Annotated in this window: 15 protein-coding genes; 4 read left to right on the forward strand and 11 right to left on the reverse strand. The window is 68.2% G+C overall.

Annotated elements, in window-relative coordinates:
• The first annotated feature begins 226 nt into the window (after positions 1-226).
• Positions 227-2263, forward strand: a complete 2037-nt coding sequence (locus A5709_RS16660; protein WP_067942905.1) for a glycoside hydrolase family 15 protein — start codon at positions 227-229, stop codon at positions 2261-2263.
• Between the two features lie 10 nt (positions 2264-2273).
• Here A5709_RS16660 and A5709_RS16665 read toward each other — a convergent pair whose 3' ends face one another.
• From A5709_RS16665 to lepA, 4 genes are all read right to left on the reverse strand, one after another.
• Positions 2274-3065: a sensor domain-containing protein gene (locus A5709_RS16665; RefSeq protein WP_068120856.1), complete on the reverse strand. Its 792-nt coding sequence runs from the start codon at positions 3063-3065 to the stop codon at positions 2274-2276.
• Between the two features lie 119 nt (positions 3066-3184).
• Positions 3185-3925, reverse strand: coding sequence for a sensor domain-containing protein (locus A5709_RS16670; protein WP_231986990.1), 741 nt, complete (start codon positions 3923-3925; stop codon positions 3185-3187).
• A gap of 38 nt (positions 3926-3963) precedes the next feature.
• Positions 3964-4683: a sensor domain-containing protein gene (locus A5709_RS16675; RefSeq protein ID WP_068120868.1), complete on the reverse strand. Its 720-nt coding sequence runs from the start codon at positions 4681-4683 to the stop codon at positions 3964-3966.
• An 8-nt stretch (positions 4684-4691) separates the two neighbouring features.
• Positions 4692-6575 carry a translation elongation factor 4 gene (gene lepA / locus A5709_RS16680; protein WP_068120860.1) on the reverse strand — a complete coding sequence of 628 codons (1884 nt, stop codon included), beginning with the start codon at positions 6573-6575 and terminating at the stop codon, positions 4692-4694.
• A 93-nt stretch (positions 6576-6668) separates the two neighbouring features.
• Here lepA and A5709_RS16685 point away from each other — a divergent pair, with 93 nt between their 5' ends.
• Complete coding sequence (locus tag A5709_RS16685) at positions 6669-7268, forward strand: type II toxin-antitoxin system PemK/MazF family toxin (RefSeq protein WP_068008106.1); 600 nt, start codon at positions 6669-6671, stop codon at positions 7266-7268.
• A 130-nt stretch (positions 7269-7398) separates the two neighbouring features.
• Here A5709_RS16685 and A5709_RS16690 read toward each other — a convergent pair whose 3' ends face one another.
• Positions 7399-7827, reverse strand: a complete 429-nt coding sequence (locus A5709_RS16690; protein WP_066952803.1) for a CBS domain-containing protein — start codon at positions 7825-7827, stop codon at positions 7399-7401.
• 192 nt (positions 7828-8019) lie between these two features.
• On the opposite strand from A5709_RS16690, the gene A5709_RS16695 reads away from it, so the two are divergent.
• The gene (locus A5709_RS16695) at positions 8020-8859 is read left to right on the forward strand and encodes a ribonuclease Z (RefSeq protein WP_068120862.1); all 840 of its coding nucleotides are present in this window, start codon (positions 8020-8022) and stop codon (positions 8857-8859) included.
• Positions 8860-8862: 3 nt separating this feature from the next.
• Here the strand turns inward: A5709_RS16695 and A5709_RS16700 are convergent, their stop codons facing one another.
• Genes A5709_RS16700 through A5709_RS16715 form a run of 4 tightly spaced genes read right to left on the reverse strand, consistent with a single transcriptional unit; the run spans position 8863 to position 13061 of the window.
• Positions 8863-9537, reverse strand: a complete 675-nt coding sequence (locus A5709_RS16700) for a hypothetical protein (protein WP_231986991.1) — start codon at positions 9535-9537, stop codon at positions 8863-8865.
• Between the two features lie 25 nt (positions 9538-9562).
• Positions 9563-10402, reverse strand: a complete 840-nt coding sequence (locus A5709_RS16705; protein ID WP_068120864.1) for a transglutaminase family protein — start codon at positions 10400-10402, stop codon at positions 9563-9565.
• Complete coding sequence (locus A5709_RS16710; RefSeq protein WP_067942917.1) at positions 10402-11379, reverse strand: alpha-E domain-containing protein; 978 nt, start codon at positions 11377-11379, stop codon at positions 10402-10404. The genes A5709_RS16705 and A5709_RS16710 overlap by 1 nt, the downstream gene beginning before the upstream one ends.
• Positions 11379-13061, reverse strand: coding sequence for a circularly permuted type 2 ATP-grasp protein (locus A5709_RS16715; RefSeq protein WP_068008109.1), 1683 nt, complete (start codon positions 13059-13061; stop codon positions 11379-11381). Before A5709_RS16715 ends, A5709_RS16710 begins: the two co-directional genes overlap by 1 nt.
• Before the next feature lie 137 nt (positions 13062-13198).
• Here A5709_RS16715 and rpsT point away from each other — a divergent pair, with 137 nt between their 5' ends.
• Complete coding sequence (rpsT, locus tag A5709_RS16720) at positions 13199-13459, forward strand: 30S ribosomal protein S20 (protein WP_066952793.1); 261 nt, start codon at positions 13199-13201, stop codon at positions 13457-13459.
• Positions 13460-13468: 9 nt separating this feature from the next.
• On the opposite strand, the gene holA is transcribed toward rpsT, so the two are convergent.
• Entirely contained in the window at positions 13469-14437 is a 969-nt protein-coding gene (holA, locus tag A5709_RS16725) for a DNA polymerase III subunit delta (RefSeq protein WP_068120866.1), read from the reverse strand.
• Positions 14438-14463: 26 nt separating this feature from the next.
• Positions 14464-15098, reverse strand: a 635-nt coding sequence (locus A5709_RS16730; protein ID WP_197520175.1) for a ComEC/Rec2 family competence protein, incomplete at its 5' end; no start/stop codon positions are given.

Below are 15098 nucleotides of genomic sequence, written 5' to 3' on the forward strand. Positions count from 1 at the left end.
GTGTCCGCCCCGTCGGCGGCGGCCCGGCGGGCACGGTGCCGGCCCGCGCCCGGGTAGACGTCACGGTGATTGAAAAGCGGGCCCCGGCACCGCGGCGAGTGCTCGCCTGCCGCGTCGCGATCGGCGGGCTTCCGGAGCGGTTGGCTCGGCGCCGCGGGTCATCCGAAGTTGCGCCACGTCGGCGAAAGAATGGACGCCGGGCCGGTCAACAGATGATGATGTCGGGATGGTCCTGCACGCCCAGCCCGACGACCAGCCCGCCGACGCCATGCCCGAGGAGGCATTTCAAGCGGACACGGCGGCCTTACCTTCGCCCATCGACTTCAGCGCGCCGGCTCCGCTGGCCTCGAGCGGGGCACTGCGGAACCCGTTCCCGCCGATCGCGGACTACGCGTTCTTGTCCGACTGGGAGACGACCTGCCTGATCTCGCCGGCCGGCTCGGTCGAATGGATGTGCGTGCCGCGCCCGGACTCGCCCAGCGTCTTCGGCGCCATCCTGGACCGCAGCGCCGGCCATTTCCGGCTCGGCCCCTACGGCGTCTCGGTGCCCTCGGCGCGGCGCTACCTGCCCGGCAGCCTGATCATGGAGACCACGTGGCAGACCCACACCGGGTGGCTGATCGTGCGCGACGCGCTGGTGATGGGGCCCTGGCACGACATCGAGCGCCGGTCCAGGACCCACCGCCGCACGCCGATGGACTGGGACGCCGAGCACATCCTGCTGCGCACGGTGCGCTGCGTCAGCGGCACCGTCGAGCTGATGATGAGCTGCGAACCCGCGTTCGACTATCACCGCGTGGGCTCCACCTGGGAATACTCGGCCAACGCATACGGCGAGGCGATCGCGCGGGCCACCAAGCAGCCCGACGCCCACCCGACCCTGCGGCTCACCACCAACCTGCGGATCGGGCTGGAGGGCCGCGAAGCCCGCGCCCGCACCCGCATGAAGGAGGGTGACGACGTCTTCGTCGCCCTGAGCTGGACCAAGCACCCGGCGCCGCAAACCTACGAAGAGGCCGCCGACAAGATGTGGCAGACCACCGAGTGCTGGCGGCAATGGATCAACATCGGCAACTTCCCCGACCACCCGTGGCGCGCCTACCTGCAGCGCAGCGCGCTCACGCTGAAGGGGCTGACGTACTCGCCCACCGGGGCACTGCTGGCGGCCGCCACCACCTCGCTGCCGGAAACGCCACAGGGCGAACGCAACTGGGACTACCGCTACGCCTGGGTGCGCGACTCCACGTTCGCGTTGTGGGGGCTTTACACGCTCGGGCTGGATCGGGAGGCCGACGACTTCTTCGCGTTCATCGCCGACGTCTCGGGCGCCAACAGCAACGAGCGGCACCCGCTGCAGGTGATGTACGGCGTGGGCGGCGAACGCAGCCTGGTGGAAGAAGAGCTGCACCACTTGTCCGGTTATGACCACGCCCGACCGGTGCGCATCGGCAACGGGGCATACGACCAGGTCCAGCACGACATCTGGGGCTCCATCCTCGATTCGTTCTACCTGCACTGCAAGTCCCGTGAGCAGATCCCGGAGAGCTTGTGGCCGGTGCTCAAGAAGCAGGTGGAAGAGGCCATCAAGCACTGGCGGGAGCCCGACCGGGGCATCTGGGAGGTCCGCGGGGAACCGCAGCACTTCACCTCGTCGAAGGTGATGTGCTGGGTGGCGCTCGACCGCGGGGCCAAGCTGGCCGAGCGGCAGGGCGAGAAGAGCTATGCCCAGCAGTGGCGAGCCATCGCAGAGGAGATCAAGGACGACATCCTGCAACACGGGGTGGACTCCCGCGGGGTGTTCACCCAGCGCTACGGCACCGACGCGCTCGACGCCTCGCTGCTGCTCGTGGTGCTCACCCGCTTCCTGCCCCCGGACGACCCCAGGGTGCGCAACACCGTGCTGGCCATTGCCGACGAACTCACCCAGGAAGGCCTGGTGCTGCGCTATCGCGTGGAGGAGACCGACGACGGGCTGTCGGGCGAGGAAGGCACGTTCACGATCTGCTCGTTCTGGTTGGTCTCGGCGCTGGTGGAGATCGGCGAGGTGGCGCGCGCCAAGCGGTTGTGTGAGCGGCTGCTGTCCTACGCCAGCCCGTTGCACCTCTACGCCGAGGAGATCGAGCCCCGGACGGGCCGGCACCTGGGCAACTTCCCGCAAGCGTTCACCCACCTGGCGCTGATCAACGCGGTGGTGCACGTGATCCGCGCCGAGGAGGAGGCCGACGGCTCCGGGATGTTCCAGCCCGCCAACGCGCCGATGTAGCACACCGGCCTCAGCCCAGCGCGTTCACTTTGTCTCGCATGACTTGCGCGATGTCGAGGGCCCTGGCGTTCGTGTCACGCGGCGCTTCCTGCGATGCGCCCGATGAGTCGACGAAGTCGACCTCAACTTCGATGAGGCAATTGTCCCGCACCCCAACGGCCCGCTCGGCGGGGAGGGATGGGGGCGAGAACGACGGCGGTGTGTTCCATTGCGTCGAAATGGTAGCCGCGACAACGGAAACGGCGCTTTGCACGTGGGAAATCTTCACTTCCAGCGGCAGGCTTCCGCCCGAAAGGGGGACCGTCTTCCCATCGCATTCGCGCCACTGCCTGGCGAACGTCGCGAACACGGCGTAGGCGTCGGCGGCCGTGGGCATGCTGAGGGCCGCCTCTTGCACCCTGGTCACCGCCGCGCCGGACGCGGCGGGCCGCCATGTTGTGAGCGCGACGGCTCGCACGTTGGTGGACCGATAAGCGCCCGCCTGCATCATCACCGCGACCCCGAGGCAGCCCTCGCCCCCCTGTGATGGCTCACCGCCCAACATCTCGGCGCCCCCGACAAGCGGCGGGGAGCGGGGGTCGAGCTCCACCGGCTCCCTGACAACGCGGGATAGCGCGCTCTTGCCGAGAAGCACCCGCTCGAGGGTCTGCCCGTCGAGGAATCGCGACGTGCGGTTCGCCGGTGGCCGCGCCGCGCCACCGACCGTGGTGGAGCAGGCCGTGGCCGAGATCAGAACGACCGAAAGCGCTGCGGCGCACCAACGTCGTCGCCGGGATACCCCACTGCCGCAGATACTTTCCATGCGCTTCTCGGCTACCTCCCACTTCGCCCGAGTTTAGGCTTGAGGGCACGGCGAACCCGTCGGCCACGCGTGAGCACAGCTCAACCCCAGACAAGTCCCAGGTTGGTGGCAGCTGCCGGTCAGCTCAGCCCGCTGACCTTGTCCATCATCGCGTGCGCGATGTCGATGGCGCTGCGGTGCACGTCGCCCGAGCCCTCATCCGACGAGCGCGTCGAATTGAAAAATGCCACTTCGACTTCGACGAGGCAGTTCCCCCGTACGCCGATGGCGCGCGCCTCGGGCCTGGGTCCGCTCGACGGCAGGCCCGGCAATTGGGTATCGATCGAAATGGTCGCGGCCAGAACCGATTCGGAGAGTCGCACCTCGGAAATGGTGTCCGCGAAGACGATCGCGGGGCGGTCGGTGATGATGCTCGGGCGTCCGATGGTCACGGTGGTGCCGTCGCAGTCGCGCCACTGCTGTGCAAACTGTTGGAACAACGTGGCGGCCCCGGCGGCGGTGGAGAGGGCGACCACACCCTCGGCGACGCTGATGATCTTCGCCGGCCCGCGCTGGTTCCACCACGTCTCCCGCGCCGCATTCTTGACGTCGCCGGATCGATATACGTCCTTCACCATCATCGACGCGACACCCACGCAATTGGCGGGCGAGACCGCACCGAAGGCCGGCGGCAGCACCTCGGGACCGCCGAAGCGCGCCGGGAGGTCGTTTTTGCTTCCGAAGGACTGGCCCAGCAGCTTCGACAGCTCGGCGTCGTCGAGGAGCACCTGCTTGACCGGTTGCCCGGTGACCGGATGGGGCTTCAGATTCGGCGCTGGCCGCGCGGTGCCGTCGACGGTGCAGCCGGTGGCGAGCGCCACGGCGGCTAGGCAGGAGAGGACGATTCGGGCGGTTCTCATCAGTTGCTGCTCGAGACTTTTCGCAACATCACCTCGACGAGATCGACCGCCCTGCGGCCGGCCTGCACACGCGGACCGTCGGCTACTTTGACGTCGGCGACGACATCGCCCTTGACGCCCACGGCTCGCTCGAGCGGGCACGGCGGAGCGTGATGGTTGTCCCACGCGACAACGGTCGCCGACAGTACCGGCCCGTCGACGCGGGTGTCGGTCGCCTTCGAGTACAACTCGGTGTTGCTCGAGTCGTGGGTGTACATGGTGACCGTGGTGCCGTCGCAGCGTTGCCATTGCTCGACAAACGACGCGAAGAGCCGTTGCGCCTCGGCCGTGGATGCCAGCTTGATTGCCGCCGCCGTTGCGCTGGACACCCCCACGCCGGAGTCGTAATTCCAGTAGTCCTGCGTCGCGGCGGCATGCACGTGGCCAGATTCGTAGACGATGCGCATCGCCGGCGCGACGACCCCGAGGCATTGGATCGGTGCGGCGCCACCGCTGTCGCGGATCCCGTTGGGCAGCAGGTCAATACCACCCACCTGGGCCGGGCTGTGCGGCGGCAGCTCGTTCCCGACGGCTGCGCTGACCTCCGCGCCGTCCGGCAGGACTTGCTCGAGCGGCAGGGTGGCGCCGCCGAGATGACCGGCGCGCGTGGGTGTGCCGTTGACGGTCGTGACGCATCCCGTGCTCAGCAGACCGATACCCACCATGACAACCGCTCGCATCGGCACGGCTACTTCTTGCCCTTGTCGCCGGCGGCGTCCGTGGACAGGGCCGCGACGAAGGCCTCCTGCGGCACATCGACCCGTCCGATGGTCTTCATCCGCTTCTTGCCTTCCTTCTGCTTTTCCAGCAGTTTGCGTTTGCGGGTGATGTCTCCGCCGTAGCACTTGGATAGCACGTCCTTGCGGATCGCCCGGATATTCTCGCGCGCAATGATTTTCGATCCGATTGCCGCCTGCACCGGCACCTCGAACTGCTGGCGCGGAATGAGCTCTTTCAGCTTGGTGGTCATCTTGTTGCCGTACGCCGAAGCCCCATCCTTGTGCACGATCGCGGAGAACGCGTCGACGGCCTCGCCCTGCAGCAGGATGTCGACCTTGACCAGTTGGGCCTCTTGCTCGCCGGCCTCCTCGTAGTCGAGGCTGGCGTAGCCGCGGGTGCGCGACTTCAGCGAGTCGAAGAAGTCGAAGATGATCTCGCCGAGCGGCATCGTGTACCGCAGTTCCACCCGCTCGGGTGACAGGTAGTCCATCCCGCCCAACTCGCCGCGGCGCGACTGGCACAGCTCCATGATGGTGCCGATGAACTCGCTGGGCGCGATGATGGTCGTCTTCACGACGGGCTCATAGACCGTGCGCACCTTGCCTTCCGGCCAGTCCGACGGGTTGGTCACCACGATCTCGCTGTTGTCCTCCTTGATGACTCGGTAGACGACGTTGGGCGACGTGGAGATCAGATCCAGGTTGAACTCGCGCTCCAGACGCTCGCGGGTGATCTCCATGTGCAGCAGGCCCAGAAAGCCGCACCGGAACCCGAAGCCGAGCGCCACCGACGTTTCCGGCTCGTAGGTCAGAGCCGCGTCGTTGAGCTGCAGCTTGTCCAGGGCGTCGCGCAGATCCGGGTAATCGGAGCCGTCCACCGGGTACAGGCCCGAGTACACCATCGGCTTGGGCTCGCGATACCCGGTGAGGGCCTCGGTGGCACCGTGCCGGGCCGTCGTCACCGTGTCGCCGACCTTGGACTGGCGGACGTCCTTCACACCGGTGATCAGGTAACCCACCTCGCCCACGCCCAGGCCCTCGCTGGCCTTGGGTTCGGGCGAGACGATGCCCACTTCGAGCAGCTCGTGGGTGGCGCCGGTGGACATCATCAAGATGCGCTCCCGCGGGACGATCTTGCCGTCCATCACCCGGACGTAGGTCACCACGCCGCGGTAGATGTCGTAGACGGAGTCGAAGATCATCGCGCGGGTGGGTGCGTCGGCGTCGCCTTGGGGATGCGGCACCAGCCTGACCACCTCGTCCAGAAGGTGAGCCACGCCCTCGCCGGTTTTTCCGGACACCCGCAGCACGTCGTCCGGCTCACAGCCGATGATGTGTGCGAGCTCTGCCGCGTAGCGGTCCGGGTCGGCCGCGGGCAGGTCGATCTTGTTGAGCACCGGGATGATGGTCAAGTCCCGATCCAGGGCCAGGTACAGGTTGGCCAGCGTCTGCGCCTCGATGCCCTGGGCCGCGTCGACCAGCAGCACCGCGCCCTCGCAGGCCTCCAGCGCCCGCGACACCTCGTAGGTGAAGTCGACGTGGCCCGGGGTGTCGATCAGGTGCAGGACGTAATCTTGGTCCCCGACTTTCCACGGCAACCGGACGTTCTGCGCCTTGATGGTGATCCCGCGCTCCCGCTCGATGTCCATCCGATCCAGGTACTGGGCCCGCATCATCCGCTCGTCGACGACGCCGGTGAGCTGAAGCATCCGGTCCGCCAGCGTGGACTTGCCGTGATCGATGTGGGCGATGATGCAGAAGTTCCTAATCTGCGCCGGCGCGGTGAAGGTCTTGTCGGCGAAACTGCTGATGGGAATCTCCTGGTCTGAACACGATTGCGGCCGCCTGAACACCGGCCCATTGGTATGTCCAGGGTATCTAGGCGGGGTGCCCGAGACCTACTTGGACACAATCGCACCCGCGCGATGCGCGTCTATGCTGCGAATATGGCGTCGGCCCGCAAATCCCAGTGGAAGACGTTCCAGCGGTTCGCGGAAAACCTGGTCTTCGATCGGGCCCCGCGACTGGCCCGGCACGTGCAGAACTCGCAGACCGTGCTGCGCGAACTGCAGCACGCCGTGAAGATCACCGCGAACGTCATCGCGGCCGCCGCGCCGCAACCGCCCGCGGTCACCGCGGGCCGCCCGGTGACCAGCACGAGCTTCCCGACCGCGCAGCGCGCGCGCAAGCTGGTCTACGCGCCCGACCTCGACGGCCGGGCCGATCCCGGCGAGATCGTCTGGACCTGGGTGGTTTACGAGGACGACCCCACCCGGGGTAAGGACCGGCCCGTGCTCGTGGTCGGTCGTGACCGCCGCGTCTTGCTGGGGTTGATGGTGTCGAGCCAGGAACGCCACGCCGAGGACCGGGACTGGATCGGGATCGGTTCCGGCGCCTGGGATTACGAAGGCAGGCCTAGCTGGGTTCGGCTGGACCGGGTGCTCGACGTCCCCGAGGAGAGCATTCGCCGCGAGGGCGCGATCCTGGACCGCGAGATCTTCGAAGTGGTGGCCGAGCGGCTACGCGCGGACTACTCCTGGAGCTAGTCGCCCAACGTGTAACCACGGCGAAAGAATGGCCGCATTTTCGCCCTGAATGCACGCTCGGCGAGTCGGGCAGTCAGCCCCGCTCGGCGACGATGCACGCCGTGAAACGGCGTGAGGAGAAGCCGGGCAGTCAGCCCTGCGTGATGTAGGACTGCAGCTGCTGCTGTTCGGCCTCGAGCTCTTCCATCCGGGTCTTCACCACGTCGCCGATGCTCACGATGCCGATCAGCTTCTTGCCGTCCAGCACGGGCACATGGCGCACCCGGTTCTTGGTCATCAGCACGCTCAGGGAGTCGACGGTGTCGGCTTTCGTGCAGGTGGCGACGGTGGTGGTCATGATCTTCGAGATCGGGCGCGACAGCACGCTGGCGCCATGGGTGTGCAGCTCGCGCACCACGTCGCGCTCGGAGACGATGCCTACGACGCCCTCGTCGCCGACGACGACCATGGCGCCGATGTTCTGCTCGGCGAGCCCGGCGAGCAGCTCTTTCACCGTCGCCTCGGGGTTGATGGTCACCACCGCCGCGCCTTTGTTCCGCAAGACGTCTGCAATCCGCATCAAAGGCCTCCAGCTGGTTGTGATCCGCTTCACAACAGGCTACGGCTTACTCGTGCGGCGCAAAAGCCACGACGAGAAGCGGTAGCCGATCCGTGTCCATACCCTGACGTCGCCGTTCGAAACCAGGACGTCCGACCGGTCGGATCCCCCGAATGGGCCACTGCGGCCGGCCGCGGCTTGCAAGATAGGGCCATGATCGAGATCACGCTGCTGGGGACCGGGAGCCCGATCCCCGACCCGAACCGGGCCGGCCCGTCGACTCTGGTGCGGGCCGGCGGGCAGGTGTTTCTGGTGGACTGCGGGCGTGGGGTGTTGCAGCGCGCGGCGGCCGTCGGCGTGGGCGCCGCCGGATTGTCGGCGCTGCTGATCACCCATCTGCACAGCGACCACATCGGGGATCTCGGCGACCTCCTGATCACTCGCTGGATCAGCACCTTCGCACCGGACCCGGCGCCGCTGCCGATCATCGGGCCGCCCGGGACCGCGGAGACGGTCGAGGCGACTCTGCACGCGTTCCGCCACGACATCGAGTACCGGATCGCTCACCACGCCGACCTGAACGCCCCACCGTCGGTCGAAGTCCACGAATGCACCGAGGGGGCGGTGTGGGACCGCGACGGCGTGTCGATCCGGGTGGCACCCACCGATCACCGACCGGTGGCCCCGACCATCGGGTTCCGCGTCGACTACGGCACGGCGTCGGTGGTGCTCGCCGGGGATACGGTGCCCTGCGCCGGCCTCGACAGGCTGGCGGCCGGCGCCGGCGCTTTGGTGCACACCGTGATCCGCAAGGACATCGTCGGCAACATCCCGCAACAGCGGCTCCAAGACATCTGCGACTACCACTCGTCGGTCGAGGAGGCGGCGGCAACCGCGGCCCGCGCGGGGGTGGGCACGCTCGTCATGACGCATTACGTGCCCGCGCTGGTGCCCGGCCAGGAAGAGCAGTGGCGGGCCCTGGCGGCTTCGGCGTTCGACGGGCGGATCGAGCTCGGCGACGACCTGCATCGCGTCGAAATCGACGCGCCGTAACGGTCACTCCGCAATGTCGTTGCGGCGCAACGGCAGCAGCGCCCCCGCCAGTACCAGCCAGCACAGCGCCGACACCCTGGCAACCGGCAGGATCACGCCCAGGTCCGGCCAGACCAATACCGCCGTCGCCGCTTCGGCGAGGGCGGCGATTCCCAGGCCGGCCCAGGCCACCGGGCTCGGCAGCAAGCCCCGGCTCAGGGCGGGTCCCGCGATCCCGGCGACCATCAGGCCCAGGGCCACGATGTGTCCCGGGCCGCCGACCAGAAACACCAGCAGGTACAGCGCGCCGACCACCGTCGCGTCCCCGGCGACTTCGGGCCGCGACAGCGGCCAGGCCAGCAGGCCGCACAGCGCCAGCGCGCCGGCGGCCAGGACGCCTCCCGTGAGCGCGACCGTGGCTCCCGGCCCGGCAGCGCCGAGCCGGCGCAGCCGGACGCTGACCGTCGCCGTGTAGGCCGCCAACGGGATCGACGACGCAAACGTCGCCACGGCGATGACGCGCACGGCGACCGGCTCCGCACGGACGTAGGCCGCCACCGCGGCCGCCGGACCGTACGGCAGCGGCATCACACCGCCCAGGGCGATCCCGACGGCGATCCCGCCGAAGAGCACCGCGACACACAGCGCGGACAGCAGCAGCAACGAGGGACCACCGCGGTTAGGCGCAGTGTCGTTCATGGCGTGAACGCTATGCCCGCGCCGGCTAAGCCAGCCGGGTGACCTCCACGACGACGTCGAGATCGGTCGCCCCCTGACCGGAGTAAATGCCTTTCAGGGGAGGGACGTCGGTGTAGTCGCGGCCGGCGCCCACGCCGACGTATTGCTCGGAGATCTCTGTTCCGTTGGTGGGGTCGTAACTCCACCAGCCGCCCGTCCACGCCTGAATCCACGCGTGGCTGCGCCCGTCCACGGTGTCCCCGACCACGGCGTCGCGCTTGGGATGCAGGTAGCCCGACACGTAGTACGCGGGAATCCCCATGGCCCGCAACAACATCAGCGACAAGTGCACGAAGTCCTGGCAGACACCCCGACCCGCGTTCAACGCGTCCAGCCCCGACGAGTGCACGCTGGTGGTTCCCGGGAGATAGTCCAGTTCGCCGCGCACCCATTCGCTGGCGGCCGGGACGGCCTCGGCGGGCTGGTGCGACTTGGCGATCTTCTTGGCCACGGACGCAACCTTTTTGCTCGCCGGGGTATGCCCGGTGGGGCGAAGCAACTCGTCGAACCGGTCGATCACCGCCTCGGACTTGAGCTCACCCCAGCCGATGTCGGTCACCGGCGGTTCCGGCTGCTCGGTTTCCACCACCGACGACGACGTCACCGTTAGGTCGGTGTGCGGCGCGTGCAGATCGAATGCCGTTACGGCGGTGCCCCAATAGTCGATGTAGCGATAGGACCGGGTCGCGGGGATTGTCTCGACGCGATTGAGGATGACGTTTTGCCTGGTGTTCGACCGCGGGGTCAACCGCGCTTCGTTGTAGGACGCGGTCACCGCCGACTGGTAGGCATACCCGGTGGTGTGCACCACCCGCAGCCGCCACATCAGCCGTCCCCTTTGCGGCTGACCAGCCGGCCGCGATCGCCGGCATCCGACCACGCCACCCACGGGGTGACGTGAAAGTACTGCACCGACAACGCTTCTCCGACGTCGTGGCAGGTTCGCTGCAGGCCCGCCAGGCGAGTCTCCAGGGACTCCAGCAGTACACCGGGTTGCACGAATTCGAGTTCGCTTCGGGCCTGCCCGAGCAGCCGCTGCGCCTCCCCGGTGGCGCCGATCCGGCTCTGCCGGGAGTGCAGCAGTTCGTCGAGGTTGTGTTCGGCGAGCCGCAGGGAATAGAACACCGAACGGGGGAACAACCGGTCCAGCAACATGAATTCGACCACCCGCCCGGCGTCCAGCACGCCGCGATAGGTGCGCAGGTAGGTGTCATGCGCACCCGCCGAACGCAACAGCGTCACCCACGCCGGGGACGAAGCGCTGTCGCCCACCCGCGAAAGCAACAGCCGCACCGTCATGTCCACCCGCTCGATCGCGCGGCCTAGCACCATGAAGCGGTACCCGTCGTCGCGGGACAGTGTCGAGTCGGCCAGGCCGGCGAACATCGCCGCCCGGCCCTCGATGTAGGACAGGAACTCATGGGGCCCAAGGCGTTTCGCGGCACGCTCGCGTTCGGGCAGGGCGTGATAGGTGGTGTTGAGGCACTCCCAGATCTCGCTGGACGTCACCTCGCGCGCCGACTTGGCGTTCTCCCGCGCCGCCGTGATGGCGTCGACGATCGAACTTCCCCCCGAAGCGTTGGTGCTGAAGGCCACCAGGTCGGTCAGCGACCAGACGTCGAGGTCGTGGTGCGGGGGGTCGATGCCGAGCACCCGCAGCAACAGCCGGGACGCCTGGTCCGGGTCGACGCTGGACTCCTCGAGCAATTGGTGCAGCATTACGTCGAGGATGCGCGCGGTGTCGTCGGCGCGTTCGACATAGCGACCGATCCAGAACAGCGCCTCCGCGTTACGGGCCAGCATCAGCGCTTCGCCCGCCGTTGTTGCCGCTGAAACTGCTGTTCCTGCGGGGATTCCGTGGGTTGCGTCTGGGTCTGCGCGAAACGCTCCGCGCCGTCCAGCACCGGGTCGGACATCGACTCGGGCAGCGAGCGGACGACTTCCGCCGCGCCGAGCTCGTGTTCACCGCCCGAGGTCCGCGACGCCAGCACCCAGGTGTCCTTCGAGCCACCGCCCTGGCTCGAGTTGACCACCCGCGAGCCCTCGACCAGGGCCACCCGGGTCAGGCCGCCGGGCAACACCCAGACGTCGTCGCCGTCATTGACCGCGAACGGCCGCAGGTCGACATACCGGGGCGCCAGCGTGTTCCCGATCTGCGTCGGCACGGTCGACAGTTCCATCATCGGCTGGGCGATCCAGCTGCGCGGATCGTCGCGAACCTTCTTGGCGACTGTGGCCAACTCCTTCTCGGAGGCTTCCGGCCCGAACACGATGCCGTAACCCCCGGACCCCTCGACCGGCTTGAGGACCAATTCGTCGATCCGGTCCAGCACCTCTTCGCGTTCGTCGTCGAGCCAGCACCGATACGTCTCGACGTTGGCCAGCAGCGGCTTCTCCCCCAGGTAGTACTCGATCATCGTCGGCACATAGGTGTAGACGAGCTTGTCGTCGCCCACACCGTTGCCGATGGCGCTGGAGACGACGACGTTGCCGGCGCGGGCGGCGTTGACCAGGCCGGCCACCCCGAGGACCGAGTCGGCGCGGAACTGCAGCGGGTCCAAGAATGCGTCGTCAATGCGCCGGTAGATGACGTCGACCTGCACCTCCCCCTCGGTGGTGCGCATGTAGACCTGGTTGTCGCGGCAGAACAGGTCGCGACCCTCGACCAGCTCGACCCCCATCTGGCGGGCCAGCAGCGAGTGCTCAAAGTAGGCCGAGTTGTAGACCCCGGGAGTGAGCACCACCACGGTCGGGTCGGCCTCGTTGGTGGCCGCGGAATTGCGCAACGCGCGCAGCAGGTGCGACGCGTAATCGTCGACCGCACGCACGCGGTGGGTGGCGAACAGATTCGGGAAGACCCGCGCCATGGTCCGACGGTTCTCCATGACATACGACACCCCGGAGGGCGAGCGCAGGTTGTCCTCGAGGACGCGGAAGTTGCCCTTCTCGTCGCGGATCAGGTCGATGCCGGCGACGTGGATGCGGACGCCGTTGGGCGGGACGATGCCCATCGCCTCACGGTGGAAATGCTCGCAGGAAGTGATCAGGCGGCGCGGGATGATGTCGTCGTTCAGGATCTCCTGATCGCCGTAGATGTCGTCGAGATACATCTCGAGCGCCTTGACGCGCTGGATGATGCCGCGCTCCAACCGGCTCCACTCGGCGGCCGAGATGACCCGCGGAACCAGGTCGAGCGGAAAAGGCCGCTCCTGACCCGACAGCGAGAAGGTGATGCCCTGGTCGATGAAGGCGCGACCCAGCGCTTCGGCGCGGGCCTTCAGGTCCGAGGCGTCCGATGGCGCGAGCTCGGCGTAGATGCCCTTATAGGGACCCCGAACGGAGCCGTGGGCATCGAACATCTCGTCAAACGCCATCGAATAGATGTCGGAGGACGTGTTGTAGCCGCCGAAAATGCGCTCGGCGCGCGCGGCGCGCAACCCCCGCCCGGTTTCCTCGAGCTGGCTCGGAAGACTCACTTTTAAGATGCTGCCTCAAATTGACGTTATGGCAGGCCACGGGTTCCCGTTTTGGGAGAAAACGTAACCGACTGATAACCTGGGCAGTCGCTGTGGTGACATCCGGCGCCCCCAACAAACGTCGAAGCGGAGAAGGAACTAGAAGCGTGGCCAACATCAAGTCGCAGCAGAAGCGCAATCGCACCAACGAGCGCGCCCGACTGCGCAACAAGTCGGTGAAGTCGTCGCTTCGCACCGCCGTCCGCGCATTCCGTGAGGCCGCCCACGCCGGCGACAAGGAGAAGGCCTCCGAGTTGCTGGCCGCGACCACCCGCAAGCTGGACAAAGCGGCCAGCAAGGGCGTGATCCACAAGAATCAGGCGGCCAACAAGAAGTCGGCCCTGGCGCGCGCGCTCAACAAGATCTGACCCGCCCGCTCATCGGTTCCGGTTCGCGGCCAGCTCGGCCACCGTCCTGACCGCCGATTCCAGCGCATAGTCGGCGTCCGCCACCGCACCCTTGACGTTCGCGTTGAGCGCCGCCACCACCTTCATCGCGGCCGCGACGCTGTCGCGCGACCAATACCGAGCCTGTTTCTGGGCCTTCTGCACCCGCCACGGCGGCATCCCCAGTTGCGACGCCAGCCGATAGGGATCGCCTGACAGCGGAGCGACCCGCCCGATCGTGTGGACCGCTTCGGCCAGCGCGTCGGCCAGCACCACCAGCGGCTCCCCGCGCATCATCGCCCACCGCAGCGCTTCGGCCGCCCCCGCGACGTCGCCGGCCACCGCCTTGTCCGCGATGTCGAACCCCTTCACCTCGGCTTTGCCGCTGTGATAGCGGCGGACCGCGGCGGCATTCACGACCCCGCCCGTGTCGGCGACCAGCTGCGAGCACGCGGCCGCCAGCTCCCGCACGTCGGAGCCGACCGCGTCCAGCATGGCGGTCACGGTCTCCTCGTCGACCTTGACGCGCAGCGCACGAAACTCCTTGCGGACGAAGTCAATTCGCTCGCTGACCTTGGTGATCCGCGCGCACGGGTGCAAGACGGCGCCCAGTGACTGCAACTCGGTGGCCAGCGCCTTGGCCCGCCCGCCGCCCGAATGCACGACCACCAGCATCGTGCCCAGCGGGACGTCGGCCGCGGCCGAGGCGATCACCGCGGCCGCCTCCTTGCCCGCTTCGCCTGCGGACTCCAGCACGACGATGCGCTCATCCCCGAACAGCGACGGGCTCAGCAGCTCGGCGAGCTCGTAGGTGCTGACGTCACCCGCCCGCATTCGGCTGACCGGAACGTCGTCGATCCCGGCCCGCTGGCGCGCCGCCCGCAGTACGTCGGCCACCGCCCGCTCGACCAGCAGCTCCTCGTCTCCCAGGACCAGGTGCAACGGCGAAACCTCTGTCACCCCACGATGGTGTCACGACGGACCGACTACGCCGCCCCGGGATCCATCACCGTCGACACCCACCAAGCCAGCGCGCAGAGGGCGGCCGTCAACGCGCCCAGGCCGACCGCGGCGCCAAACCAGCGCCGGCCGCGCAGCCTCGTGACCGCCACGACGATCAGCGCGGTCACCCCGGCGACCAGCACCACTCCCGGCACCCCGGACGGAACGGGCAGCGTCGCACTGGGCGCGCCCGCCGACCAGTGCGCCACCCGCACCACCCACCACAGTTCGGGACCGGTGAAACGGACCAACACGTGCGCGCCGGGCGGCCACACCACGCTGAGCACGGCGGCCGCGCTGCCGAGCACGGTGATCGGCGCGATGACCGGCGCCGCCGCGAGGTTGGCGCCCACCGCCACCAGGCTGACCCGCCCGGAGATGCCCGCCACCAGCGGGGCGGTCACGACATGCGCGGCCGCGGCGATCGCCAGGGCGTCGGCCAGCGGCTTGGGGCAGCCTCTCCCCACCAGGCGGCGCGACCAGGCCGGCGCGATCACGACCAACGCGGCCGTCGCGACCGCCGACAGCGCGAAGCCGACGTCGACGGCCAACTGGGGGGCCAGCGCCAGCAAGACCAGCACCGCGGCGCAAAGCGCCGGAATGGCTTGCCGCCTGCGCG

It is taken from the genome of Mycobacterium sp. E1386, from assembly GCF_001672745.1.
GTDB lineage: Bacteria > Actinomycetota > Actinomycetes > Mycobacteriales > Mycobacteriaceae > Mycobacterium.